Below are 24,037 nucleotides of genomic sequence, written 5' to 3' on the forward strand. Positions count from 1 at the left end.
TCATCCGGGCAGGCCACTCCACCGTACTCGCGCGGCCACCGACCTGATCACCTGGCCCTTGTACCATCACCCGCCCACGGGGCGGCCGGTCGGTAGTTGATTCCCCGAAGCCCGGACGACAACGATCGCATCGCGGCCGGGTCATGCCCCGTCGAATCCCCGCAGGGCGACAACACACGCGGACCTCCGTCCCGCACGTACGCCCGACTCGACCACGCGCCAAGTCAGCCCTCGTCCGACCACCACCGAACCGGCGATACCCGGCGCAGGCATTACAGCTGAGGAAGGAAGCTCGCCACTTCACCTGACGGTACGTCAAAAAAGTCAGCAAAGGTCAGCAAGAGCTCTGCCACAGCCGCCCACAGCCGCCCACAGACAGCCACACCGCGGAATCGCCGGCCGTGCCGTCGCGAGACGGAATCCCGCTCAATCGCCTCCCGGTGAGCGGTCGAACGCGGGAGGCAGCGCACGGCCACCTCCCACTCGACAAGGTCACTCACTCTCGGGAATTCCCGCAGGTCAGCGCAGTCTGCCGCGCGGCTTCAACGGCAAGGGCTGCAGTTCCGGAGCCGGTAGCGGATCACCGTCATACCCCTTCACCTCACCGAATCGCCGACCTTCCATCCAGTCCCGACGCGCCTGAGCGATCTCTTCCTGGGACCGTCCGATCCAGTTCCAGAACATGATGAGCTCCTCCTCGAAGGGTTCGCCGCCGAGGAGCATGAGGGAGGTGTCGGACTCGGCGCGCAGGGGGAGTTCGGTGCGGCCGCAGCCGAGGTAGAGCATGGAGCCGGGGAGGACGGGGACACCGTCGACGTGGGCCTCGCCGGACATGGAGAGGACGGCGTACTCGAAGTCGGGTTCGAGAGGCAGGCGCAGGTCGGCGCCGCGCGTCAGGGTCAGGTCGGCGCCGACGATCGGGGTGAAGGTCGTGCCGGGCGAGGTCGCGCCGTCGAGGGAGCCGAGGAGCAGGGTGGCGCGCAGGCCGGCGGCGGTGACGACGGGCAGTTCGGCGTGGTGCTCGAAGCGCGGGTCGGTGTGCCGGTCACTGTCCGGCAGAGCGACCCAGAGCTGCGCACCGTGCAGCAGACGGGCATGCGACTTCGGGCTCTCCTCGGAGTGGCTGATGGCCCGGCCCGAGGTCATCAGGCCCAGCTCGCGCGGGCGGATCGTCGCAAGGCTGCCCGTGGAGTCGCGGTGCAGGACCTCGCCCTCGTGCAGCCAGCTGACCGTCTGCAGGCCCATGTGCGGGTGCGGCGGCACCTGCATGCCGGGCTCGTCCGCGATGTCGTCGGGGCCGTAGTGATCGACAAAGGCCCAGGCTCCCACCATGCGGCGGCCCAGGTTGGGCAGCAGACGCCGGACCTCGGTGGACTCGCCGAGCTTCACCCGGCGGGGGCTGAGGAGTTCACGAACCGGCTCGGCCACCACGAAGCCCCGGCCGCCACACACCGCGGGCACCGCCTCGCGATCAAGATTGCTCATGCCGCACAACCTAGACCCGCACGGCACGCGCCGTCAGTCCATCCGCCGCCCGCCGCCCGCCACCCGCCGGGCGCCGGGCGCTTGGCACTTGACGCTGAGAGGGCGTGGATCCGGCGCCCCCAGGACCTGCGGTGTACAGCGCCCAAAAATAGTAGCCATGGCTTTAGTAGCCATGTACGGTATCCGCATGAACTCGGCTTTCGAGGGCGCGACGCCCGGTTTCCTCGTCTGGCGCCTGTCCATGAAGTGGCGGGTCGCGGTCGACCGCGCGGTCGCTCCGCTGGGGCTGACGCACGCGCAGTACTCGCTGGTGGCGTCGCTGTACGACATGCACCGGGCCGGACAACGGCCGAGCCAACGGCAACTCGCGGACCACACGGGGCTGGAGGCCCTGTACGTCTCCAAGCTGGCCCGTGCCCTGGAGGCCACCGGGCTGCTCGAACGCACCCGGGACCCCCGCGATCCCCGCGCCGTGCGACTGGCGCTCACCGAGCAGGGGCGCGAGGTCGCCCGGCGCGCGATCAAGGTCGTCCAGGGGCTGCTGGAACAGCTGCTGGAGCCTCTCGGGGGCCTCGACAGCACCCGTACAGGGGAGTTCACGCGCGAGCTGACGGCACTGCTCGACGCACCCCTCGACCTGTTGACCGAGCGAGAACCCAAGCACGAGAAGGAGCAGTCATGACCACTGCGGCACCCACCGTCGACGGCCGGGTCATCGCCCTCGCCCACTACGCCGGCCGCGGGATCCTGGAGAGCGTGCTGGTCGGCTACGGCGTCACGTTCCAGCAGTCGGTGACCCTCCGGCTCGTCGCGGTCGCCGACGAACCCGTCCCCCGTGACCGGCTCGTGGGCCAGGTGGTCGACTCCCTCAAGGTCGAGGAGGCCGAGATACGGGACGTCGTGGAGAAGTTGGTCGCCGCCGGACTGGTGGAGACGGACCCCGCACAAGCGTCCCGGCTCAGGATCACGGACAGCGGGCGGGAGTTGTACGCCAGGTCCGCCGCCGAGACGGCACCCATCTCCGCCCGGATCTACGCCGGCATTCCCGCCGAGGACCTGGCTGCCGCGGGTCGCGTGCTGACCCTCGTCACCGAGCGCGCCAACGCGGAACTGGCCGCCCTGAAGTAATGGAATATTCAACCAACGGTAGGAGTTGTGCGCGTCGAAGGAGGTCACCAGTGGACACGACGTACTACGACCACGGAACACCTGCCGAGCGCTGGGAGCGTGCGCGGATGTTCTTCGACGCCAAGGACTACGCCGCCGCCGCGCGCGTTCTCGGTGAGCTGGTCGAGGAGGTGCCGGAGCAGACCGGCCCGCGGCTGCTGCTGGCCCGTGCCTACTACCACTCGGCCCAACTGCGTCGCGCCGAGGCCGAGTTGCGCGTCATCGTCGAGCGTGACCCGGTGGAGCACTACGCCCGGCTGATGCTCGGCCGCACGCTCCAGCGGCAGGCCCGGCCGGCGGAGGCGGAGTCCCATCTGCGGATCGCCTCGGCGCTCGCGGGTGACTTCGAGCCGCTGTAGACGAGCGGCGGCAGTAGTAGGGGTGACGAAGGTGGGGGCCGCGTCCGACCGACGCGGCCCCACCCTCGTACTGCCTCGGTCTCCGTCCGGCCGCCCTACTTGGCCACCGTCGCAGCCTCAGTCGTGGCTTCCGCCTTCGAATCGGCCCTCGCTTCCGCCTTGGTCTCCGTCCGGCCGCCGTACGAACGCTTGCCTCGGCGGTACGCGATCTCGCCCAGGATCACGTCCGCCACGATGAACACGGCGAGCGGGATACCGAGGAGCGGGACGAGGTAGCCGAGGACGGCGACGACGGCCAGGGCGGGGACCAGGATGTGCGGAGGTACCTGCTGCCAGGCGCCACGGGGGATCGGGCGGCCGAAGGACGAGGCGCGGCCCCGCTGCCACCACATGCGGTACCCCCAGAGGATCAGCATGACCAGGGAGAGCGCGAGGGCCATCAGGAGGAGCTGGTTGGCCAGGCCGAACAGGACGCCGGTGTGGGCGTCGATGCCCCAGCGGGTGAGCTTGGCGAGGACCGGGAAGTCGGCGAACCGGAGCGTGTCGGTGACCTCGGCGGTCGCCGGGTCCACGGCCACCGCGTCCTGCTTGCTGGGCCAGCTGCGCTGGACCTGCCGTACGACGTACGTGGAGGCCTCGTCGGCGGGCGGCACGATCTCCACCGGGTCGCCCAGACCCTCGGCGCGCGCGGCGGCGAGGATCTTGTCGAGGTCGCCCGCCGCGGCGGCCCCTCCGTCCGCAGAGCCGGTGTCATGACCGGCGTGGTCGCCCGCCGCGGCCGAGATGGCCGGGGTCGCCTGGTGGAGTTCGGTGCGCAGGACGTCGATGTTGGCGCCCGCGTACACCGACCAGGTCAGACCTGTCGCCGAGAGGAAGAAGAACCCGGCCGCGGCCCAGACGCCGACCGTGCCGTGCAGGCTCAGCGTGCGGCGCCGGCCGCTGGTGCCCCGCACCTTGCGCCGAGCGCGGCGGCGGCCGAACCAGAGCACGAGCCCGCCCGCCGAGATGACCCACAGCCAGCTGGCGGCGAGTTCGCTGTAGAGGCGGCCGCTCTCGCCGAGGTGGAGGTTGGCGTGGAACTTGTCGATCCAGGTCCGCAGCGGCAGCGCGCCCGTCGAGCCGTACTGCTCCAGCGCCCCGCGCACCTCGGCCGTGTACGGGTCGACGAACACCGCGAGCGTGTCGGTCTCGTCGACGCCCTCGACGCCCGACAGCATCACCCGCGTCGTCGCGTCATCCTTGGGCGAGGGGCGTACGGCGGAGATGGTGCCCTCGGGGTGTGCCTTGCGGGCGGCGGCCACCTGCTCGGAGATCGGCAGCTTCTCGTCGCCCACCTTCGCGACGGTCAGCTGGTCCGCGTAGACGATCTTCTCCACGGAGAACGAGGCGGCGTACAGCCCTCCCGTCAGCGCGGCGACCAGCAGGAACGGGGCGACGAGGACGCCCGCGTAGAAGTGCAGTCGCAGGACGAGCGGCCTGAGCGAGGCCCAGCCCCTCGTGGTGACGTCGGGTTCGGCGACGGGTTTCTGGGGCTCGTCCGTCTCGGTCGAGGGAGCGATGGTCATCGGCGGGCTACTCCGGGATCCGGGGACGTCGTGGCGGTTCAGTAGTCGGGGCGTGCGGGCTTCGAGTTCCCGGGGATTGATGTGATGCGGGTCACATGCGCGGCCCGGCCCTTCCCGCGCACGCGCCCGCGCCAGCACGCCCTCGCGAGAGCCGCCTCGCATCGCGTCATTCCGCTTGGCATCCTGGCCCGATGGCTTCCGAACGTGACCGCGCCGAGTCCCGCCCCCTGAGCGACCTGGTCGAGGAACTCCTCGCCCACGAGGGCCCGCTGCCGATCGTCACCGCGGGCGAGCCGGTGCTGCGCCGCACCGCCGAGCCCTTCGACGGCCAGCTGTCCCCGGACCTGCTGGCCCGCTTCGTCGCCGCCCTGCGCGCCACCATGCACGCGGCACCGGGCGTCGGCCTCGCCGCACCCCAGGTCGGGGTCTCCCTGCGGATCGCGGTGATCGAGGACCCGGCGCCGGTCCCGGAGGAGGTACGGCTGGCCCGGGGCCGGGTCCCGCTGCCGTTCCGCGTCCTGGTCAATCCGGCGTACGAGGCGGTCGGCTCCTACCGTGACGCGTTCTTCGAGGGCTGTCTGAGCGTGCCGGGCTGGCAGGCCGTGGTGGCCCGGCACGCCAAGGTGCGGCTACGGGCGCTCGACGAGCACGGGCGGGCGGTGGACGAGGAGTTCTCGGGCTGGCCCGCCCGGATCGTCCAGCACGAGACGGACCATCTGAACGGCGCGCTCTACCTCGACCACGCCGAGCTGCGTTCCCTCTCCTCGAACCAGGCGATGGCCGACCGCTGGAACGCCCCCACCCCGGCCGACGCCGCCCGGGCCCTCGGTTTCCTGCTGCCCGACTGAGCCCCCATGACAGGGAAGCCGAGCGCCCGGTCCCGACCGGTTCGGCCGACCGGTTCAGCCCCGGTACGCCTCCAGCAGCCGCAGCCACACCTCGCTGATCGTCGGGTACGACGGCACCGCGTGCCACAGGCGGCTGAGCGGGACCTCCCCGGCGACGGCGATCGTGGCCGAGTGGATGAGTTCGCCGACGGCGGGGCCGACGAAGGTGACGCCACGAAGGATCTCGCGGTCCAGGTCGACGACCATGCGGGCGCGGCCCCGATATCCGTCGGCGTACAGGCCCGCCCCCGCCACGGAGGAGAACTCGACGTCGACCGCGCGCACGCGATGGCCGGCCTCTTCCGCCTCGGCGAGGGAGAGGCCGACAGCGGCGGCCTCGGGGTCGGTGAAGACGACCTGGGGGACGGCGGCGTGGTCCGCGGTGGCCGCGTGGGCGCCCCACGGGTCGCTCTCCAGGATCGGTACGCCGGCCGCGCGGGCGGCGATCGCGGCCCCGGCGATCCGGGCCTGGTACTTGCCCTGATGGGTCAGCAGCGCCCGGTGGTTGACGTCGCCGACCGCGTAGAGCCAGTCGCTGCCCGTCACCCGGAGGCTGTCGTCGACGGCCAGCCACCCGCCCGCTTCCAGCCCGACCGTGTCGAGGCCGAGGTCGTCGGTGCGCGGGGCGCGGCCGGTGGCGAAGAGGATCTCGTCGGCCTCCAGGCGGTCGCCGGTGTCGGTGAGCGCCACCACGGTGCCGTTCTCGCGGGACACCGCCGTCACCGACGTACCGGTGCGGACGTCCGCGCCGGCCTCCACGAGCGCCTCCGCGACCAGTTCACCCGCGAAGGGTTCCATGCGGGGCAGCAGGCCCTTGCCGCGTACGAGGACGGTGACCTCGGAGCCGAGGGACCGCCAGGCGGTGGCCATCTCGACGGCGACGACACCGCCGCCGACGACGATCAGCCGGCCCGGCACCCGCTGCGCGCTGGTGGCCTCGCGGCTCGTCCAGGGCTTGACCTGGGCGAGTCCCGGCAGGTCGGGCAGGAGGGCGCGGCTGCCGGTGGAGACCACCACCGCGTGCCGGGCGGTGAGGACCCGGCGCTCGCCGCCGGGGGAGTCCACGACGACGCGGCGGGATCCGGCGAGGCGCCCGTCGCCGCGATAGAGGGTCGCCCCGATGCTCTCCAGCCAGCGGACCTGCCCGTCGTCCTTCCAGTGGGAGGTCTCGTAGTCGCGGTGGGCGAGCACCTCGGCGGTGTCCAGCGGGCCCTCGACCAGGTGGCGCAGGCCGGGGACGCGGCGGGCGTCGGCGCGGGCGATCGCGGGGCGCAGCAGGGCCTTGCTGGGCATGCACGCCCAGTACGAACACTCGCCGCCGACCAGTTCGCTCTCCACGACCGCGGTGGACAGGCCCGCCGCGCGGGTGCGGTCGGCGACGTTCTCCCCCACGGGTCCGGCACCGAGCACCACGACGTCGTACTCGGTCGTCGTCGCTTCTTCTGCTTCCTCGGTGGTTTCGGTGATTTCCGTATCCGTCATGGGGCCAGTCTGGTTGTTGGTGTGCGCCGTGGCCACACGGGTACGCGCGCGGAATACGCCACCGTGAAGTGGCGTTGTCGAAAGCGGCTCGCCCGAGCACTGTTATCAGGAAGAGGGATGCACGCCATGAGCAGCACCGTGGAGCTCACCAAGGAGAACTTCGACCAGACGGTCACCGACAACGAGTTCGTCCTGATCGACTTCTGGGCGTCCTGGTGCGGGCCGTGCCGTCAGTTCGCCCCGGTCTACGAGAAGGCCGCCGAGGACAACCCTGACCTGGTGTTCGGCAAGGTGGACACCGAGGCGCAGCCGGAGTTGGCCGCGGCCTTCGACATCCAGTCGATACCGACGCTGATGATCGTCCGTGACCAGGTCGCCGTGTTCGCGCAGCCGGGCGCGCTGCCCGCTCCCGCGCTGACCGATGTCATCGGGCAGGCCCGCAAGCTGGACATGGACGAGGTCCGCAAGTCCGTCGCCGCGCAGCAGGCGCAGGGCGGGCAGAGCGGCGAGTGACCCCTCGGCCGTTCGGGCCGATCACCTCCGACTCGAACAACAGCGTTGGTCCATCGGCGAGTTGGCGGGCCGCGCCGGTCCGGCTCTCCAGGGTTCACGCGGTCGACGTCCTGCGGGGTTCGGTCAGCTCGACTCGCGGTGGACGATCCTCGCGCCGAGCACTTCGGGGGGCGCGGGGACCGTGCCGGGGTCGCGGACCGCGCGGTCGACCAGTTCCGCGAGGTCACGGCCGGCCGGCAACTCCAGGTGGACGGTGCTGAGGCGGGGCCGCAGCAGCCGGCCCAGCATCAGGTCGTCGGCGCCGACCACGGCCGTCTCCTCGGGGACGTCGATGCCTTCGTCCTGAAGGGCCCGCATCACCAGCATCGCGTATTCGTCGTTGTACGCGAACACGGCGTCCAGGCCGAGGGAGCGCCAGTTCCGGGCGAGCCGGGCCGCGGCCGTCTCGTCGTAGGCGAGCGGCAGTTCGGTGACGGTCGCCTCCGTGCCCTGCACCGCGCTCCGTACGCCGGCGAGCCGGGGCCGGGAGAAGACGCCCAGGCCGGGCTCCTCGGGCACGACGACGCCGATCCGGCGGCGGCCGCGCTCGACCAGGTGCCGGCCGGCGCTGTGGCCGACGGCCGCGTGGTCCAGGATCAGCGCGTGGGCGCCCTCGACGGACTCGGGGCTGAGGGTGACGACGGCTCTGGCGCCGGAGCGCTTGAGGACGGCCACGCCCTGCGGGCCGAGCCCGACGCCGGGCACGATCACCGCGACGGGGCGCAGCTCGGCCCAGGCGCGGGCGGCGTCGTCGCCGCGCAGACCGATGCCGCCGTACTGCACGACGGTGTAGTCGAGGCGGCTGAGGGCCCGCTGGAGCTCGTTGATGAACTGGCTGTAGAGCGGCCCGATGGGCACGTTCGGGGTGGGCATCAGTACCAGGCGGCTGTGTCCGGCGCGCAGGCTGCGGGCCGCCGCGTGCGGGACGTAGCCGAGTTCCTTGGCGGCCTCATGGACCCGGCGGCGGGTGGGCTCGCTGATGCGGACGGCGCTGGTGTTGTTGAGGACGTAACTGACCGTGGCGCGCGAGACCCCTGCGAGGCGGGCCACGTCGGCGCTCGTGGGGACGGCTCGTTGCAGGGGTGAGAGCGGGGCGGGCTGGTTCGGTATCTGCACCATGAGGACGGCATCCTTGCAGAAGTGGTGAAGGTCGTTCCGGCCGGGGGAGTTCCAGCCGTGCGGGAGTTGGGGGTCGGACCACCGATCTTTGTGGCTGGGCAGTTTGACGAATGTGGTCGAAAAGTGTTCAGTCGTGCAACCATTTCGCGCCATCTCTGCGAGGGTGGATCGATGGTGACCCTTCACAGACGGCTGCTCGGTTTTCTGCCCCGGCTCGGCCTCCAGGTGACCGACATCGGTCCGGGCACCGCCGTGGTCTCGCGGCGCGGCGGACGTACCAGAGTTCCAGTGACGGCCGGGGCGGATCTGCTGGTCAGGACGGGCGAGCGGTACGCCGCCTCGCGCCTGGTCGACGGTGCGTGGCTGGTCCTCCGGCAGCACTCACCGGCGGACTCCCCGCAGGCGTCCGACGACTGGCGGGCCGTGCGGCTCGGTGACAGCGGGGCGCATCTGCTCCTGGACGGACACGCGGCCGCCGACGAGCGCCGATTGCAACTGGCGATGGCCGGACAACTGTGCGAACAGCATGTGGCGGCGATGCTCGAAACCTATGGCGTGAACTGTGTGTTCGATGTGGGTGCGAACGCCGGACAGTACGCCCGTCGCCTGCGCCGCTCCGGCTACACCGGCCGCATCGTCTCCTTCGAACCCACCACGGAAGCCTTCGACCGGCTCCGGCGGGCCGCCGAGAACGACCCGGACTGGTTCGTCCACCCCCTCGCGCTGGGCCGCGCGGACACCGAGACCGAGATCCACACCGGCTGGAACTCCATGAACTCCCTCCTTCCACCCAGCGACTACGGCCGCGACCGCTACCGACGGTTCGCCCGCACCCGCACCGAACGGATCGCGGTACGCCGGCTCGACGGACTCCTGGAGCGGGCCCTCGACGGCATCGCCGACCCCCGGCCATATCTGAAGATGGACACCCAGGGCTACGACCTGGAGGTGTTCGCCGGCGCCGGCGAGCGCGCCCGGGACTTCGTGGGTCTGCAGTCCGAGGTCGCGGCGCTGCGACTGTACGAGGGCGGCCCGACGATGGGCGAGGCGATCGCCGTGTACGAGGCGAGCGGGTTCCGGATCACCGGGATGTACCCCGTGACACGGGAGCCGGGGACGGGGCGGGTCGTCGAGTTCGACTGCGTGATGATGCGGGGCGAGGTGGGGGCAGGATCCGGGGCGGGGTGACGGGCGGTGGGGCGGGCGGGCAGGTGGGCGGTCGTCCGCCACCCGCCGGGTGGCGGGCATCCGCCGCCGTACGACGGCCTCCTCGTGCCTTGCCGGGACGCTCATCATCGCGGTACGAACCGATGGTGTGTGCGGCGGTACGGACCGTCTGCGCGGCACTTGTCCGAGGAGAAGCCATGGCCATGATTCCGCCCCCCTTCGATCCCGAGCTCGCGGCGGCTCTGGAGGCGCTCAAGGACATGCTTCCGCAGCAGCTGACCATGGACGACATAGTCGAGGCGCGCCAGGGGCCGGGCGTCCAGCTGCTGGCGCAGCTCGACCTCACCATGGGCGGCTTCTTCGAGGTCGAGGACCGGCTGGTGCCGGGGCCCGAGGACGCGCCGGAGATCTCGTTGCTCATCTGCCGTCCGGCCGACCCCGCGACGCCGGACCCGCTGCCGGTGATCTACCACGTGCACGGCGGCGGCATGGTCGTCGGCAACAACCGGCTCGGGGTGGACGCGCCGCTGGCCTGGGCGCGGGAGCTGGGCGCGGTCGTGGTGTCCGTGGAGTACCGGCTGGCGCCCGAGAATCCGCATCCGGCGCCCGTGGAGGACGTCTACGCCGGTCTGCTGTGGACGGCGGAGCACGCCGCCGAGATCGGCGGCGATGCCGAGCGGATCATCATCGCGGGGGCCAGTGCGGGTGGCGGTCTGACCGCCGCGCTGGCGCTGCTCACGCGGGACCGGAAGGGGCCGCGGCCGATCGGGCAGGTGCTGCTGTGTCCGATGCTCGACGATCGCAATGACACGCCGTCCGTCCACCAGATGGCGGGGCGGGGGGTGTGGGACCGGACGGCCAACGAGACGGGGTGGACGGCCTTGCTCGGGGCGGCGCGTGGGGGGCCGGACGTATCCGAGTACGCGGCGGCCTCGCGGGCCACGGATCTGAGCGGGTTGCCTCCGGCGTTTCTCGATGTGGGGTCCGCGGAGACGTTCCGGGACGAGGTCGTGGAGTACGCGTCGCGGCTTTGGCAGGCCGGTGGGGTGGCTGAGCTGCATGTCTGGCCGGGGGGCTTTCACGGGTTCGACGGGTTCGCGCCGCAGGCGGCGGTGTCTCGGGAGTGTCGGGGGGCGCAGGTGCGGTGGTTGCGGCGGTTGCTCGGGGAGTGACCGAGGGTGGAGCGGGGTTTGCTCGCCCCCGCCGCCTGTCCCTCCCCCACTCTCGGCTTCGCTCGAGCGGGGGGACCCCCATCCAGGGGCTGCGCCCCTTCGACCCGCGCGGTCGGGCTCGGGGAGGCCTGGGTGCGTTGGCGGGTGCGGGTTCGGTGGGGGCTTGTCTCGCAGTTCCCCGCGCCCCTAAAAGGCGAAAGACCTTGCGCAGCCGACATGCCGCACCATGGGGCGTATGAAAGAGCTGGCGGGACGGCTCAGCGCGCTGGATCCGGATGCCGGGGCCGCTGTTCGGGTGATCGCGTACTTCGACACGTTGGCGGACGCTCGGGCCGGGCTGGAGGCGCTGGTGCGGGGGGCGGCGGTGCTGGCCGGGTGTCCGGCGCGGCTGGTCGATGCCGGGCGGCGTGCGCAGGTGCGGGTGGAGCCCGACGGGCGGCGGCAGGACAGTGACCGGGCGCCGGATCCGGCGTGGCCGTGCGCCGCGCTGGAGCCCGGCGGGATTCCCGCACTGTGGCTGGAGCGGGACGGGAGCGGCGAGCGAAGTGTGGTGGACGCGGTCATCCTGGAGCGGGCCGCGGGCGCCCTCCGGGTGGTGCTGGACCGGACCCGTGGCCGTGCGCCCGTCTCCCCCGCCGACGACCCGGCGCTCGTGGAGACCGTCCTCGACCCCACCGCTACCGAGCGGGCCCGGCTGCACGCGGCCCGACGCCTCGGCCTCGACCCCGACGACCCCACCACCCGGGCCCGCGCCTTCGCCCCGCTCGGCGGGCGGCCCGGAATCCTGTCCGCGCCCGCCGGGGCCGGGCTTCCCGCCGGACGGGTCGGGGTCGGTCCCGCCGTGCCCCTGCTCGGCCTGCCCGGCTCCTGGGAGGGCGCGCGGACCGCGCTGCGGTTCACGGCCGAGGGCACCGCGCAGGATCCGGGTGAGCGGGTGGTCCACGCGGACGACCTCGGCGGGCTCGCCCTCCTCGCCCAGTTGATCGCGCCGGGGTCCGAACCGCCGCCGGACGTACGGGACTTGGAGCGGGCCGCCGCCGACTCGCCCTGGATGCTCGCCACGCTGCAAGCGGTCGCGTCGACGGCGAGTCTGCGGGCGGCGGCCACCGGGATCAACGTCCACCACTCCACGCTCCAGGACCGTCTCGCCCAGGCGGAGACCCTCCTCGGCTGGCCCGTCCGCACCCCCCGGGGACGGCTCCGGCTCCAGCTGGCCCTGACCATGCGGCACTTGGCGCGCGGATAGGGGACGAGGGCAGGAAAGTCGGCGGTTCCGCGTCCCGGCGGCCTCCCGGACGTTACCGTTCGGTAGAAACCCGCTTCCGGAGGTGTTCCGTATGGCTGCCGATCGTGTGCCGGGTCTGGCGGAGTGTGCTCGTGCGCTGGCCGCCGGGGAGGTGACGTCCCGGGCGCTCGTGGAGCGGACGCTCGCCCGGATCGAGGCGAGTCAGGGGACGGTCAACGCGTTCCGGCGGGTGCGGGCCGAGGCGGCGCTGGCGGAGGCCGACGCGGCGGACCAGGAACTGGCGGCGGGCGGACGGCGGTTGCTGCTCGGGGTGCCGGTGGCCGTGAAGGACGACATGGACGTGGCCGGCGAGCCGACCGCGTTCGGCTGTCAGGGGGAGTTCCCCTCCCTGCCGGAGGACGGCGAGGCGGTACGGCGGCTGCGTGCGGCCGGGGCGATCGTCGTCGGCAAGACCAACACGTGCGAGCTGGGACAGTGGCCGTTCACCGAGGGGCCGGCCTTCGGCGCCACCCGTAATCCCTGGCACCCGGACCACACGCCGGGTGGCTCCTCCGGTGGTTCGGCGGCGGCCGTGGCGGCGGGCCTCGTGCCGGCCGCGCTGGGCTCGGACGGCGCCGGCTCGGTGCGCATCCCGGCCTCCTGGACCCACCTCATCGGCATCAAGCCGCAGCGCGGCCGGGTCTCGACCTGGCCGCACGCGGAGTCCTTCCAGGGCATCACCGTCAACGGCACCCTCGCCCGTACGGTCGCCGACGCCGCCCTGCTGCTGGACGCGGCGAGCGGTAACCACGAGGGCGATCTGCACCGGCCGGCCGCGATCAGCGCCGCCGAGGCGGTGGGGCGCGATCCCGGGCGGCTCAGAATCGCACTCTCCCTCAAGCCGCCCTTCACCGCGCTGCCCGCGCGGCTCGATCCCCGCGTACGGGAGCGGGTCCGCGCGGTGGCGGAGCGACTCGCCGCGCTCGGGCACGTGGTGGAGGAGGCGGAACCGCGCTACGGGCGGATCGGGCTGACGTTCATCCCGCGCGCCACCGCCGGGCTCGCCGAACGGGTCGGCGCGATCGGCCGGCAGGACCTCCTCGACCGGCGTACCCGCGACGCCGCCCGCGTCGGCCGGCTGCTCGGCGGGGCGCCCCTGCGGCTGGCCCGGCGGGCGGAGGGCACGCTCCACCAGCGCATCGGCGCGCTCTTCACGTCGTACGACGTGCTCCTCGCGCCGACGACCGCCGCTCCCCCGCCGCGTGTCGGCGCCATGCTCGACCTGGGCGGGCTCGGCACCGACCGCGCGATGGTCGCCGCCTGCCCGTACGCCTGGCCGTGGAACGTGCTGGGCTGGCCCGGGGTGAACGTACCGGCGGGGTTCGTGGACGACGGGCTGCCGGTGGGCGCGCAGTTGCTCGGGCCGGCCGACAGCGAGCCGCTATTGCTGTCGCTGGCCGCGCAGTTGGAGGCGGACCAGCGCTGGCACGAACTGTGGCCGCCGCTGCGGGCCGACTCCGGTTCGCCGGCGGCCTGAGCGGGTTCGGAGCGCACGGTGTGCCCCGTACGCTGTGACCATGGACGAAGCGTCGATGATCGGGCTCATGGGACGGGTGACCGGTGCGGTCGGTCCCGGGCTGGTCGGCGAGGTGATCGTCCGGGTGCGGGGCGGCGCCGAGCACTTCCTGGCGTATCCCGCCTCCGCCAAGGACCGGATCGAGCCGGGGACGCTCGTGATGGTGATGGAGTACCTGCCGCCGCGCACGGTGTACGTGTCGGCCGCGTACGACAGTTGACGGTCCGTCGGGTTGCTCTGTCGGGCTTCCGACACCGGTTCGCATCAAGACTGCAACAACGGTCCGTCCGTCTGTACCCCGGCCTCGTCTCGCGGGACACTCCCGACGTTCGGTGCCGAAAGGGCACCTGGCCAAGGGGGTTGGGCCGATGTTCGTCGCCATCATCGCGGGGGCGGCCGTAGCCGTCGTACTGGTACTGATCGGTCTGTTCAAACTCATGTGGCGGGTCGCCGAACCCAACGAGGCTCTGATCATCTCCGGCTCCAAGCACAAGATGGAGGGCCTTGAGGAGGGCATGAACTTCCGTATCGTCACCGGGCGCGGCACACTCGTGCTGCCCGGTGTGCAGGCGGTACGCAAGCTGTCACTCGATCTGAACCAGACCGAGTTGGCCGTGGAGTGCGTGACCTTCCAGGGCATTCCGCTGAAGATCCGGGGCGTGGTCATCTTCAAGGTGGGCGACGACTTCGTGTCCATCGCGAACGCGGCCCGTCGCTTCCTCGGCCAGCAGAAGCGGGTCTCCGAGCGGGTGCACAACGTGTTCGCCGGTCATCTCCGGTCCATCGTCGGTGGGTTGACGGTCGAGGACATGATCCGCGACCGCGAGAAACTCACCGGCCAGACGCGGGCGGCGTGCGGTACGGAGATGGAGAAGCTGGGCCTGATCGTGGACTCGCTGCAGATCCACGAGATCGAGGACCCGACCGGTTACATCAAGAACCTCGCCATGCCGCACGCGGCGGCCGTCCAGCGGGACGCCCGGATCGCGCAGGCCGAGGCCAACCGGCTCGCCACCGAGGCCGAGCAGCAGGCCGCGGCACGGATGGCGGAGGCCACCCGGGACAGCGAGATCCTCCAGGCCGGTTACCAGGCCGAGCGGGACAACGCCTCGGCGAAGGCCAAGCAGTCCGGTCCCCTCGCCGAGGCGGGCGCCCTGCAGGAAGTCGTCGTCCAGGAGACCCGGGTCGCGGAGTTGGCGGCGGCCCGGCGCGAACAGCAGCTCCAGACGGACGTCCGCAAGCCCGCGGACGCCAAGGCCTACGAGAAGCGCACCCTCGCCGAGGCCGATCGCGACGCCCGTATCTCCGCCGCGCAGGCCAAGGCCAAGGAGACCGAACTCGCGGCCGTCGCCGAGGCGAACGCGACCCGCGCCCACGGTGAGGCCGAGGCCGCCGCCCGGCAGGCCAAGGGGCTCGCCACCGCCGAGGCCACGCGGGCCAAGGGGCTCGCCGAGGCCGAGGGCATCAAGGCGCGGGCCACCGCGCTGGCCGAGAACCAGGAAGCGGTGATCGCGCAGCAACTCGCCGAGCAGTGGCCGGAGATCGTGCAGGCCGGTGCGTCCGCCTTCGGCAACGTCGACAACATGGTGCTCCTCAACGGGGCCGACGGGATGGCGGACGTGTTCGCCAAGGCGCTCACCATGGGCGGTACCGGGCTGGGGCTGGCCCGGCAGCTGCTGTCGTCCATGAACCAGAACGGGGTGCCTGCCGGCGGCTCCGCCGGGGTCAATGGGCTGCCCGTGGAGAAGGTGCAGGTCGATAGGGAGTCGTAGCGCCGTAGCTTCGACTGTGAGTGGTCGGCTGCGGGTCGATCGTGGCTTGTCGCGCCCACGATGGGGGTCCCCCCGCTCGAGCGAAGCCGAGAGTGGGGGAGGAGCCGTATGTTGAAGCAGCCCCGCGCCCCTGCAGGGGCGCGGGTTAGCGTTTGGCTGTGACTTTCTTCGCTGATCAAGAAGTTCCTGGCCGTTTCGGCCCCTCCGCCACGACCGAGGCCGATCCCCGTGCGGTCGGGCTGGTGCGTACCGAGTACTCGCCCGCGCACGACGGGGATCCCGATCCCGGGGAGATCGTCTGGACCTGGGTGCCGTTCGAGGAGAACGACGGGCGTGGGAAGGACCGGCCCGTGCTGGTGGTGGCCCGGGAGCCCGGCGGGACGTTCCTCGCCGTTCAGCTGTCGAGCAAGCGGCATGACGGGGACCGGGAGTGGGTGCCGATCGGGAGCGGGCCGTGGGACCGGTCCGGGCGGGACTCGTGGGTGGATGTGGACCGGGTGCTGCGGCTGCACGAGGACGGGATGCGGCGGGAGGCCTGTGCGTTGGACCGTATGCGGTTCAACTCCGTTGTGCGGCGGTTGCGGGAGCGGTATGGGTGGGTTTAGGTCGTGTGCCGGGTGCGGGTCGTGTGTGGCTGGTCGCGCAGTTCCTCGCGCCCCTAAAAGCCTGCGGTGAACTCTTGTTCGAAGGCGCCCCGGACCTTCGCGCCCTTCGTTCGATCCAGTATCCCGAACACCACGTGATCGAAGCTGCCCTGGAATCTGCCGCCGTCCGTCAACAGGCCCCGGAAGGCTCCCGCCACATGCGTCGGGTCGTTGCCGAAGACTCCGCAGCCCCACGCGCCCAGGACGAGGTGTCGGTAGCCGTGGGCCGCCGCCGTCTCCAGTACCCGTTCCGCGCGTACCGCCAGGGCCCCCGGCAGTTCCGGCGCGCGTTCCGGCGACGTACGCAGGATGACCGATGCGTTCGGGGCGGCCGAGGTCAGGAAGCCGGCGGTGTGGGGGCGGTCGAGGAGGCGGCCTCGGTCGTCCCGGAAGACGGGTACTGCGGGTGAGTGGATGACGCGGTCCGTGTAGAACGGGTCGCGGTGGGTGCGGTGGTGGTCGTAGAAGCCGCGGGCCTCGCGGACGCAGGTGTAGAGCGCGGAGGCCCGGCAGAAGGGCTTCCTCCTGGGCCTGGGCGCCGTTCAGATAGCCGCCGCCGGGGTTTCGGGCCGAGGAGAAGTTGAGGACGGCCACGGGGGCGTCGGTGCCCGTCAGGCGGTGGGCGGCCTCCAGGCTGCTCTCGCCGGTGACCTCGATGATCGTCTTCACCGGGTCGGTTCGCGGTGTCTCCACCGACTCCGGGCCGTACAGCCGCGTGCCCGCCCTCGCGGCCTCGGCCTCGGCCGCTATGGACACCTCGTGGCCGCCGGGTGCGCGATAGCGTCCGGCCGCGACGATCTCCTCGGTCTCCCGTGCGATTCCTCGCAGGCGCGCGCTCATGGCGCCACCCCCGTGCGCGCCACGAGCGCTGCCCGTGCGCGCTCCCCCGTCGTGCTCATGAAGCGATCGTGGGTGATGCTGGTGAGTGACCGCAACGGAGTTTTTCTGACGTGAATGGTCCTCAGCGGGCGGGGGAAGGAGTGCCTGAAGTTCCCTGAAACAAAGATCGTCGATCCGCATTGCGGTGATGTGCACCCTTGTGCGAACCGGCGCGAGGGTTTTGGGTGGGACGAGCACTGCCGGTCCGCACCGACCACACACCGACCAGAATCGGACCGGCGGCATGGTGGAATCTCAGGAGGATCCCGACATGTCAGATTCGCTGAGTGGCTGTACGGAGCAGCGCTCCGGTGTCACCGAGGCGGAGGTGGAGGCCCTGGTACGGGGCATCTGCTTCAAGACCGGCCCACCCCGCACCCTCGGTGTCGAACTGGAATGGCACGTCCACGAGCTGCGTGATCCGCGGCTCCCGGCAACACCAGCACGACTCGAAGCGGCCTACGCGGCACTGCGGAATCTGCCCCTGGCGTCGCCGCTGACCATCGAGCCCGGCGGCCAGCTGGAACTCAGCTCGGCGCCGGCCGCCTCCCTGATGGAGTGTGTCGGGTCCGTCTCGGCCGATCTCATCGCCGTACGCGCGACGCTGCGCGAGCTGGATCTCGGCATCAGCGGCTTCGGTCACGAACCCTGGAACCCCCCGACCCGCTATCTCCAGGAGCCCCGCTACGAGGCGATGGAGGTCTACCTCGACCGCTTCGGCCCCGAGGGGCGGGCCATGATGTGCTCCTCCGCCTCGGTCCAGGTGTGTATCGACGCCGGGTACGAGGAGCCGGGCCCCCTCGGTCACACGCGGCGCTGGTGGCTGTCGCACCAGCTCGGCGCGGTGCTGGTGGGCGCGTTCGCGCACTCCCCACTGGCGCTGGGCAAGGTCACCGGCTGGCGTTCGACGCGGCAGTCGCTGTGGGCGGCGATGGACCCGGGCCGGACGCTCGCCCCGGCGCTGGACGGCGATCCGCGCGGCGCCTGGGCGCGGCTGGTGCTCGACGCGCCGGTGATGTGCGTCCGGGCCGACGAGGGGCCCTGGGGTGTCCCGGGCGGGATGACGTTCCGGGAGTGGACGAGATCCGACACCCCGCCGAGCCGCGCCGACCTCGACTACCACCTGACGACGCTGTTCCCGCCGGTGCGCCCGCGTGGTCACCTCGAACTCCGCATGATCGACGCCCAGCCGGGTGAGGACGGGTGGATCGTGCCGCTCGCCGTGACGGCGGCGCTGTTCGAGGACCCGGACGCCGCCGAGATCGCCTATCGGACCGTCAAACCCCTTGCCGAGCGGGCGGGTTCACTGTTGCCACCGCGCAATGCGCTGTGGGACGCGGCCGCCCGTACGGGCCTCGCCGATCCCGAGCTGCGGGAGGCGGCGGCCGTCTGCTTCGCCGCGGCGGCCGAGGCGCTGCCCAGACTCGGCGCGAGCGCCGAGGTGCGGGAGGCGGTCGCGGCGTACACCGACCGCTATGTGGCCCGGGGCCGCTGCCCCGCCGACGATGTGCTCGACCTGTTTCACGGGAAGGACCTCCCCGCATGACCGCGCCCGAGACCCCGGCATCGACGCACGACGCCGACTGGGACCCCGACATACTCCGGGAGCGCGCGCTGGCGGCGCTGACCACGGCCCGTGCCCGCACCGCGCTCCTGACCTCCGCCGTCGACGAACCCGACCTCACCGCGCAGCACTCGCCGCTGATGTCCCCGCTGGTGTGGGACCTCGCCCACATCGGCAACCAGGAAGAGCTGTGGCTGCTGCGGAACGTCGCCGGGCGGGAGGCGATGCGGCCCGAGATCGACGGGCTGTACGACGCCTTCGAGCATTCGCGCGCCGAGCGGCCCACGCTGCCGCTGCTGCCGCCCGAGGAGGCCCGCCGGTACCTCGCCGAGGTGCGCGGCCGGGCGCTGGACGTGCTGGAGAGCACCGACTTCCACGGCACCCGGCTCACCGACGCGGGCTTCGCCTTCGGCATGATCGCCCAGCACGAACAGCAGCACGACGAGACGATGCTGATCACCCATCAGCTCCGCAAGGGGCCGACCGTGCTGTCGGCGCCGGACCCCGGGCCCGCCCCGCTGGTCGCGGGGCCCACCGAAGTCCTCGTGCCCGGCGGGGAGTTCATGATGGGGACCTCGACCGAGCCGTGGGCGCTGGACAACGAGCGGCCCGCGCACCGGCGTATCGTCCCGCCGTTCCACATCGACACCGCGCCGGTGACGAACGGCGCGTACCAGGCGTTCATCGAGGACGGCGGGTACGACGACGAGCGCTGGTGGACGGCTCAGGGCTGGGACCACATCCGCTCGCACGGCATCATCGCGCCGCTGTTCTGGCGGCGTGACGGCCGGGAGTGGCTGCGGCGGCGCTTCGGCGTCACCGAGGTCGTCCCGGCCGACGAGCCGGTGCTGCACGTGTGCTGGTACGAGGCCGACGCGTACGCCCGCTGGGCGGGGCGCCGGCTGCCCACGGAGGCCGAGTGGGAGAAGGCCGCCCGGCACGACCCGGTCACCGGCGGCTCGACCCGCTACCCGTGGGGCGACACCGACCCGACACCCGAGCATGCCAACCTCGGGCAGCGGCATCTGCGTCCGGCGCCGGCCGGCAGCTATCCGGCGGGCGAATCGCCGCTGGGCGTACGGCAGTTGATCGGCGATGTGTGGGAGTGGACGGCGAGCGACTTCCTGCCCTATCCGGGGTTCACGGTGTTCCCGTACAAGGAGTACTCGGAGGTGTTCTTCGGCCCCGAGTACAAGGTGCTGCGGGGGGGTTCGTTCGCCGTGGACGAGGTGGCCTGCCGGGGGACGTTCCGCAACTGGGACTATCCGATCCGGCGGCAGATCTTCTGCGGGTTCCGCACGGCACGCGACGCCGCCCCGGAGACTGTCTGATGTGCCGTCATATCGCCTTCCTCGGGCCTCAGTCACCGCTGGGCAAGGTCCTGGTGGACCCGCCGCACAGTCTGTTCCGGCAGTCGTGGACGCCCCGGCGGCAGCGGTACGGGACGGTCAACGCCGATGGTTTCGGGGTGGGTTGGTATGCCGAGGGCGACCCGGTGCCGGGGCGGTACCGCCGGGCCGGGCCGATCTGGGGCGACCAGTCCTTCCGGGACCTCGCCCGGGTGGTCCGCACCGGCGCGCTGCTGGCCGCCGTGCGGGACGCGACGGTGCCGGGCGCGGACGACGAGGCCGCGGCGGCGCCGTTCACGGCCGGGCCCTGGCTGTTCAGCCACAACGGGGCGGTCACCGGGTGGCCCAGGTCCCTGGCGCCGCTCGCCGGTGGGCTGCCCCCCGTCGAGCTGCTGTCGATGGAGGCCCGCAACGACTCCGCGCTCGTGTGGGCCCTGGTCCTGAGCCGGCTGCGGGCCGGCGACGACGAGAGCCAGGCGCTGGCCGACACGGTCCTGGAGGTCGGCCGCGCGGCCCCCGGCTCCCGGCTCAACCTGCTGCTCACCAACGGCGAGACCATCGCCGCGACGGCCTGGGGCGACACCCTCTGGTATCTCGCCGAGCCCGGCCGCAGCACCGTCGTGGCATCCGAGCCGTACGACGACGATCCGCACTGGGTGGAGGTGCCGGACCGCACGCTGCTCGCGGCGAGCCGTACGGACGTCCTGCTCACTCCGCTCAAGGCGCTGGAGGAACCCGCCCCCCGCCCGAACGACGACATGGCATCAGCATCCGCCGCACCGAAGGAGCCCACTGCGTGAGCCCGTTCCTTCTCACCCGCACCCTGCCCGAGGACGCGACGGACGCGGCGTTGCGCGCCGATGTCCTGGCCGGCCTGACCCGCACACCGAAGACACTGCCGCCGAAGTGGTTCTACGACGCGCGCGGCAGCGAGCTGTTCGAGCGGATCACCGAACTGCCCGAGTACTACCCGACCCGTGCCGAGCGCGAGATCCTGCTCGACCGGGCGGGCGAGATCGCCGCGGCGAGCGGCGCGCGCACCCTGGTCGAGCTGGGGTCCGGCTCCTCCGACAAGACCCGGCATCTGCTGGACGCGATGACCGACCTGCACACCTATGTGCCGGTCGATGTCAGCGAGAGCGCTCTGCGGCTGGCGGGCGAGGCGCTGGCCGGTGAGCGGCCGGGGCTGAACGTGCATGCCCTGATCGCCGACTTCACCGCCGCGATCGAACTGCCGCAGACGCCCGGGCCCCGGTTGGTGGCCTTCCTCGGTGGCACGATCGGGAATCTCGTGCCTGTGGAGCGTGCCGCGTTCCTGTCCGCGGTACGCGCGCTGCTGGCGCCCGGGGACGCGCTGCTGCTCGGTACCGACCTGGTCAAGGACGAGGGGGTGCTGGTCGCGGCGTACGACGACTCGGCGGGGGTGACGGCCGAGTTCAACAAGAACGTGCTCAATGTGGTCGACCGGGAGTTGGGGGCGGACTTCGACCCCGGCGCGTTCGACCATGTCGCGCTGTGGGATGCCGAGCGCGAGTGGATCGAGATGCGGCTGCGGTCTCGGGTCGCCCAGAGCGTGAAGATCCCCGCGCTCGGGCTGGTGGTGGACTTCGGGGAGGGGGAGGAGTTGCGTACGGAGGTCTCGGCGAAGTTCAGGCGGGACGGTGTGCGGGGGGAGCTGGCCGCGGCCGGGCTGTCGTTGACCCATTGGTGGACCGACCGGGAGGGGCGGTTCGCGCTGTCGTTGAGCCTGGCGGGGTGACCGCGTCGGCTGCGCGGTTTTCCTCGCCCCGCCGCCCCTACCCGTCCCACCCCCAGGGGCTGCGCCCCTTCGGCCCCCCGCGGTCGAGCTCGGGGACTTGGGCGCGTCGGCGGGTGCGGGTGCGCCGTGGTTGATCGCGCAGTTCCCCGCGCCCCTGAAAGACGAAAGACCTCGCGCACCCTCCTGCTTTTCAGGGCGCGGGGAACTGCGCGACAAGCCCCCACCGGACCCGCAGCCAGGCGATGGCTCGCGGAGTCGAAGACTCTGAGGCACCGTGGAATGACGTGTGGCGCACGGCCACGGCGGAGAACGCGACAAGGAGAACCCCGTATGAACGACCACGTCTACCGGGTCACCGAGATCGTCGGCAGTTCGGGTGAGAGCGTCGACCACGCCATCCGCAACGGCGTGGCCCGCGCCGCGCAGACCCTGCGGAACCTGGACTGGTTCGAGGTGACACAGGTCAGGGGTCACATCGAGGACGGGCAGATCGCGCACTACCAGGTGGGCCTGAAGGTCGGGTTCAGGCTGGAGGACGGCGGCTGAGGCGGCCGCTCAGGTCCGCCCTTCCCGCTCCTGCGCCACCTTCAGCGCGGCGGAGGCGGCGGCCCACCGCGCCCGTACGACAGTGAAGCCCGCCCGCTCCGCGTCCTCGCAGACGAGCTCGTCGTCGTCGACGAGGACGCGGATCTCGCGGGTGAGGGCGAGCCGGTGGAGGATCTCCAGCTTGGTGCGGCGGGCGGGCCGGCGGTCGTGGTCGCGGCGCATCCAGATCCGCCCTCCGGGCAGCCCGTGCGCGGCGAGCCAGTCGACGGTGTCACGGCGGCACCGCTCAGGGCGCCCGGTCAGATACACGACCTCGCACTCCCCGGCGCTCTCCCGCGCCAGCGCCACGCCCTCGGCCAGCGGCGGATCCTGCGGGGCGGCGGCGAAGAACCCGTCCCAGTCGCGCGGCTTCGACTCGAGGAAGCGCTGCCGATGCGCGGTGTCGGCAAGGGTGTTGTCCAGGTCGAATACGGCGAGGGGCCGGTCGTTGTCGGTCACGGGACCACCCTAGGCAGACAGTGACTCGTGTCGTGCGCCGTCGCTTCACGCAACGAGCACAAACCCCGCCCATAGCTTTAAGTTTCAAACGTTAGGCTCGCCGTATCTCCCCCCACCCAGCACAGGAGAATCGGTGTGCTTGACGGCGAAGTAATCGTGATCGGCGGCGGATACGGGGGCATCCGCCTCGCCAAACAGTTGGACGAGGTCGCACGGGTCACCCTCGTGGACCGCAAGGAGGTCTTCTTCCACCGCATCGCCTCGCTGCGCGCCGGCGTGCACGAGGAATGGACGACGGTGCCCTTCATCCCGTACGACCGGCTGCTGCGCAACGGCCGCGTCGTGGCGGGCAAGGCGATCGGGATCGACACCGACGAGCGGCAGGTGCGGCTGGCCACGGGCGAGCGGCTGCCGTACGACGTGGTGGTGATCGCCACCGGTGCGGACTACCCGGAGCCGGCCCGTTTCCTGGGCACGACCACCGAGGAGGCGGCCAAGACGTTCGCCGCGCACCAGGAAAACGTGGCCGCGGCCCGGCATGTGCTGGTGGTCGGCGGCGGGCCGGGCGGTGTGGAACTCGCCGCCGAGATCCGGCTGGCCCGGCCGGACGCGCGGGTCACGCTCGCGCACGCCGGGCCGGAGCTGCTCCACTCCACGGGCAGCGGTCGGGCCGGGCGGCGGGCCCTGGCCTGGCTGGAGTCCCACGATGTGGAGGTGCGGCTGGACTCGTTCATCTCCCCCGGGCCCGACTTCGACACCTACCGGGACGGCCGGGGCGATGTCATCGAGGCCGACCTCTCCTTCTGGGCCACCGGCACCACCCCCAACACGCTCTGGCTGCGGCTGGCCGGGCACGGGACCTGGCTGAACGGTTCCGGGCACGTCAAGGTCGACCGGATGCTACGGGTGGAGGGGCGGCGCGACGTGTACGCGGTCGGTGACGTGAACGACGTCAGCGAGCTGAAGGTCTCCCCCGTCGCGATCGCCCAGGCGGACATCGCCGCCCACAACATCCGCGCCCACCTGAGCAGTTCGGGCAAGCACCGCAAGGAACCGCGCCTCTACCGGCCGATCCGCCGCACCCCGCTGATCGTGCCCTTCGGCCCGGCCGACGGCCTCACTCTCCTCCCCGTCCCGGGCGGCGAGACCGCGGTCCTCGGCGCCCGCACCTCCACCCTCGCGAAGGCCAGGACGCTGATGACGCCGTACATACGCAAGCAGCTCGGCTACACCGCCTGAGGCGCTCCGCCTGAGGCGCTCCGCCTGAGGC

General features: G+C 72.0%; 23 protein-coding genes and 1 pseudogene. 18 read left to right on the forward strand and 6 right to left on the reverse strand.

Features of this window, described 5'->3' with window-relative positions; translation table 11 throughout:
• Window positions 1–519: 519 nt before the first annotated feature.
• Window positions 520–1,485, reverse strand: a complete 966-nt coding sequence (locus I8N67_RS36495; protein WP_200308584.1) for a pirin family protein — start codon at window positions 1,483–1,485, stop codon at window positions 520–522.
• A gap of 187 nt (window positions 1,486–1,672) precedes the next feature.
• Between I8N67_RS36495 and I8N67_RS36500 the strand changes: the two genes are divergently transcribed.
• Genes I8N67_RS36500 through I8N67_RS36510 form a run of 3 tightly spaced genes read left to right on the forward strand, consistent with a single transcriptional unit; the run spans window position 1,673 to window position 3,011 of the window.
• On the forward strand, window positions 1,673–2,167 hold the full coding sequence (locus tag I8N67_RS36500; RefSeq protein WP_200308585.1) for a MarR family winged helix-turn-helix transcriptional regulator: 495 nt from the start codon (window positions 1,673–1,675) through the stop codon (window positions 2,165–2,167).
• A complete protein-coding gene (locus I8N67_RS36505; protein ID WP_200308586.1) occupies window positions 2,164–2,613 on the forward strand; it encodes a MarR family winged helix-turn-helix transcriptional regulator in 450 nt (149 codons plus the stop codon). The genes I8N67_RS36500 and I8N67_RS36505 overlap by 4 nt, the downstream gene beginning before the upstream one ends.
• A 50-nt stretch (window positions 2,614–2,663) precedes the next feature.
• A complete protein-coding gene (locus I8N67_RS36510; protein ID WP_200308587.1) occupies window positions 2,664–3,011 on the forward strand; it encodes a tetratricopeptide repeat protein in 348 nt (115 codons plus the stop codon).
• A gap of 95 nt (window positions 3,012–3,106) precedes the next feature.
• Here I8N67_RS36510 and I8N67_RS36515 read toward each other — a convergent pair whose 3' ends face one another.
• Complete coding sequence (locus I8N67_RS36515; protein ID WP_200308588.1) at window positions 3,107–4,576, reverse strand: PepSY-associated TM helix domain-containing protein; 1,470 nt, start codon at window positions 4,574–4,576, stop codon at window positions 3,107–3,109.
• 191 nt (window positions 4,577–4,767) lie between these two features.
• Between I8N67_RS36515 and I8N67_RS36520 the strand changes: the two genes are divergently transcribed.
• The gene (locus I8N67_RS36520) at window positions 4,768–5,424 is read left to right on the forward strand and encodes a peptide deformylase (RefSeq protein ID WP_200308589.1); all 657 of its coding nucleotides are present in this window, start codon (window positions 4,768–4,770) and stop codon (window positions 5,422–5,424) included.
• A 54-nt stretch (window positions 5,425–5,478) separates the two neighbouring features.
• Here I8N67_RS36520 and I8N67_RS36525 read toward each other — a convergent pair whose 3' ends face one another.
• Complete coding sequence (locus tag I8N67_RS36525) at window positions 5,479–6,945, reverse strand: dihydrolipoyl dehydrogenase family protein (RefSeq protein ID WP_200308590.1); 1,467 nt, start codon at window positions 6,943–6,945, stop codon at window positions 5,479–5,481.
• A 126-nt stretch (window positions 6,946–7,071) separates the two neighbouring features.
• On the opposite strand from I8N67_RS36525, the gene trxA reads away from it, so the two are divergent.
• On the forward strand, window positions 7,072–7,458 hold the full coding sequence (gene trxA / locus I8N67_RS36530; RefSeq protein ID WP_200308591.1) for a thioredoxin: 387 nt from the start codon (window positions 7,072–7,074) through the stop codon (window positions 7,456–7,458).
• A gap of 123 nt (window positions 7,459–7,581) precedes the next feature.
• Here trxA and I8N67_RS36535 read toward each other — a convergent pair whose 3' ends face one another.
• Window positions 7,582–8,616 carry a LacI family DNA-binding transcriptional regulator gene (locus I8N67_RS36535; RefSeq protein WP_200308592.1) on the reverse strand — a complete coding sequence of 345 codons (1,035 nt, stop codon included), beginning with the start codon at window positions 8,614–8,616 and terminating at the stop codon, window positions 7,582–7,584.
• A 171-nt stretch (window positions 8,617–8,787) separates the two neighbouring features.
• On the opposite strand from I8N67_RS36535, the gene I8N67_RS36540 reads away from it, so the two are divergent.
• The 7 genes from I8N67_RS36540 to I8N67_RS36570 all read left to right on the forward strand — a co-directional run bounded on the left by I8N67_RS36540 (window position 8,788) and on the right by I8N67_RS36570 (window position 16,133).
• Window positions 8,788–9,804, forward strand: a complete 1,017-nt coding sequence (locus I8N67_RS36540) for an FkbM family methyltransferase (protein WP_200308593.1) — start codon at window positions 8,788–8,790, stop codon at window positions 9,802–9,804.
• Between the two features lie 176 nt (window positions 9,805–9,980).
• Entirely contained in the window at window positions 9,981–10,955 is a 975-nt protein-coding gene (locus tag I8N67_RS36545) for an alpha/beta hydrolase (RefSeq protein WP_200308594.1), read from the forward strand.
• A 235-nt stretch (window positions 10,956–11,190) separates the two neighbouring features.
• Complete coding sequence (locus tag I8N67_RS36550; RefSeq protein WP_200308595.1) at window positions 11,191–12,201, forward strand: helix-turn-helix domain-containing protein; 1,011 nt, start codon at window positions 11,191–11,193, stop codon at window positions 12,199–12,201.
• A 91-nt stretch (window positions 12,202–12,292) separates the two neighbouring features.
• Window positions 12,293–13,717 carry an amidase gene (locus I8N67_RS36555; protein ID WP_200308596.1) on the forward strand — a complete coding sequence of 475 codons (1,425 nt, stop codon included), beginning with the start codon at window positions 12,293–12,295 and terminating at the stop codon, window positions 13,715–13,717.
• A 40-nt stretch (window positions 13,718–13,757) separates the two neighbouring features.
• Window positions 13,758–13,976, forward strand: a complete 219-nt coding sequence (locus I8N67_RS36560; RefSeq protein WP_234046864.1) for an NfeD C-terminal domain-containing protein — start codon at window positions 13,758–13,760, stop codon at window positions 13,974–13,976.
• 148 nt (window positions 13,977–14,124) lie between these two features.
• The gene (locus I8N67_RS36565; RefSeq protein WP_200308598.1) at window positions 14,125–15,528 is read left to right on the forward strand and encodes a flotillin family protein; all 1,404 of its coding nucleotides are present in this window, start codon (window positions 14,125–14,127) and stop codon (window positions 15,526–15,528) included.
• A 158-nt stretch (window positions 15,529–15,686) separates the two neighbouring features.
• A complete protein-coding gene (locus I8N67_RS36570; protein WP_200308599.1) occupies window positions 15,687–16,133 on the forward strand; it encodes a type II toxin-antitoxin system PemK/MazF family toxin in 447 nt (148 codons plus the stop codon).
• A 53-nt stretch (window positions 16,134–16,186) separates the two neighbouring features.
• Here the strand turns inward: I8N67_RS36570 and I8N67_RS36575 are convergent.
• Window positions 16,187–17,012: pseudogene (locus I8N67_RS36575) on the reverse strand (TIGR02452 family protein).
• 310 nt (window positions 17,013–17,322) lie between these two features.
• On the opposite strand from I8N67_RS36575, the gene egtA reads away from it, so the two are divergent.
• From egtA to I8N67_RS36600, 5 genes are all read left to right on the forward strand, one after another.
• Window positions 17,323–18,597, forward strand: a complete 1,275-nt coding sequence (egtA, locus tag I8N67_RS36580; RefSeq protein ID WP_200308600.1) for an ergothioneine biosynthesis glutamate--cysteine ligase EgtA — start codon at window positions 17,323–17,325, stop codon at window positions 18,595–18,597.
• Window positions 18,594–19,946: an ergothioneine biosynthesis protein EgtB gene (egtB, locus tag I8N67_RS36585; protein WP_200308601.1), complete on the forward strand. Its 1,353-nt coding sequence runs from the start codon at window positions 18,594–18,596 to the stop codon at window positions 19,944–19,946. The genes egtA and egtB overlap by 4 nt, the downstream gene beginning before the upstream one ends.
• Window positions 19,946–20,764, forward strand: coding sequence for an ergothioneine biosynthesis protein EgtC (gene egtC, locus I8N67_RS36590; RefSeq protein WP_200308602.1), 819 nt, complete (start codon window positions 19,946–19,948; stop codon window positions 20,762–20,764). The genes egtB and egtC overlap by 1 nt, the downstream gene beginning before the upstream one ends.
• Window positions 20,761–21,723, forward strand: coding sequence for an L-histidine N(alpha)-methyltransferase (egtD, locus tag I8N67_RS36595; RefSeq protein WP_200308603.1), 963 nt, complete (start codon window positions 20,761–20,763; stop codon window positions 21,721–21,723). The genes egtC and egtD overlap by 4 nt, the downstream gene beginning before the upstream one ends.
• Before the next feature lie 330 nt (window positions 21,724–22,053).
• Entirely contained in the window at window positions 22,054–22,269 is a 216-nt protein-coding gene (locus I8N67_RS36600; protein ID WP_200308604.1) for a dodecin, read from the forward strand.
• A gap of 9 nt (window positions 22,270–22,278) precedes the next feature.
• Here I8N67_RS36600 and I8N67_RS36605 read toward each other — a convergent pair whose 3' ends face one another.
• Window positions 22,279–22,767, reverse strand: a complete 489-nt coding sequence (locus I8N67_RS36605) for a phosphatase domain-containing protein (protein WP_200308605.1) — start codon at window positions 22,765–22,767, stop codon at window positions 22,279–22,281.
• A gap of 135 nt (window positions 22,768–22,902) precedes the next feature.
• On the opposite strand from I8N67_RS36605, the gene I8N67_RS36610 reads away from it, so the two are divergent.
• Window positions 22,903–24,006: an NAD(P)/FAD-dependent oxidoreductase gene (locus I8N67_RS36610; RefSeq protein WP_200308606.1), complete on the forward strand. Its 1,104-nt coding sequence runs from the start codon at window positions 22,903–22,905 to the stop codon at window positions 24,004–24,006.
• Window positions 24,007–24,037 lie beyond the last annotated feature (31 nt).

The sequence above is a fragment of the Streptomyces adelaidensis genome (genome assembly GCF_016598475.1).
In the GTDB taxonomy this organism is placed as follows: Bacteria; Actinomycetota; Actinomycetes; order Streptomycetales; family Streptomycetaceae; genus Streptomyces; species Streptomyces adelaidensis.

Bases quoted from the DNA above. Each gene is read 5' to 3' on its own strand.
- I8N67_RS36495 (WP_200308584.1), bottom strand. From the start codon at position 1,485: ATGAGCAATCTTGATCGCGAGGCGGTGCCCGCGGTGTGTGGCGGCCGG.
- I8N67_RS36500 (WP_200308585.1), top strand. From the start codon at position 1,673: ATGAACTCGGCTTTCGAGGGCGCGACGCCCGGTTTCCTCGTCTGGCGC.
- I8N67_RS36505 (WP_200308586.1), top strand. From the start codon at position 2,164: ATGACCACTGCGGCACCCACCGTCGACGGCCGGGTCATCGCCCTCGCC.
- I8N67_RS36515 (WP_200308588.1), bottom strand. From the start codon at position 4,576: ATGACCATCGCTCCCTCGACCGAGACGGACGAGCCCCAGAAACCCGTC.
- I8N67_RS36520 (WP_200308589.1), top strand. From the start codon at position 4,768: ATGGCTTCCGAACGTGACCGCGCCGAGTCCCGCCCCCTGAGCGACCTG.
- I8N67_RS36525 (WP_200308590.1), bottom strand. From the start codon at position 6,945: ATGACGGATACGGAAATCACCGAAACCACCGAGGAAGCAGAAGAAGCG.
- trxA (WP_200308591.1), top strand. From the start codon at position 7,072: ATGAGCAGCACCGTGGAGCTCACCAAGGAGAACTTCGACCAGACGGTC.
- I8N67_RS36535 (WP_200308592.1), bottom strand. From the start codon at position 8,616: ATGGTGCAGATACCGAACCAGCCCGCCCCGCTCTCACCCCTGCAACGA.
- I8N67_RS36540 (WP_200308593.1), top strand. From the start codon at position 8,788: ATGGTGACCCTTCACAGACGGCTGCTCGGTTTTCTGCCCCGGCTCGGC.
- I8N67_RS36545 (WP_200308594.1), top strand. From the start codon at position 9,981: ATGGCCATGATTCCGCCCCCCTTCGATCCCGAGCTCGCGGCGGCTCTG.
- I8N67_RS36550 (WP_200308595.1), top strand. From the start codon at position 11,191: ATGAAAGAGCTGGCGGGACGGCTCAGCGCGCTGGATCCGGATGCCGGG.
- I8N67_RS36555 (WP_200308596.1), top strand. From the start codon at position 12,293: ATGGCTGCCGATCGTGTGCCGGGTCTGGCGGAGTGTGCTCGTGCGCTG.
- I8N67_RS36560 (WP_234046864.1), top strand. From the start codon at position 13,758: ATGGACGAAGCGTCGATGATCGGGCTCATGGGACGGGTGACCGGTGCG.
- I8N67_RS36565 (WP_200308598.1), top strand. From the start codon at position 14,125: ATGTTCGTCGCCATCATCGCGGGGGCGGCCGTAGCCGTCGTACTGGTA.
- egtA (WP_200308600.1), top strand. From the start codon at position 17,323: ATGTCAGATTCGCTGAGTGGCTGTACGGAGCAGCGCTCCGGTGTCACC.
- egtB (WP_200308601.1), top strand. From the start codon at position 18,594: ATGACCGCGCCCGAGACCCCGGCATCGACGCACGACGCCGACTGGGAC.
- egtC (WP_200308602.1), top strand. From the start codon at position 19,946: ATGTGCCGTCATATCGCCTTCCTCGGGCCTCAGTCACCGCTGGGCAAG.
- I8N67_RS36600 (WP_200308604.1), top strand. From the start codon at position 22,054: ATGAACGACCACGTCTACCGGGTCACCGAGATCGTCGGCAGTTCGGGT.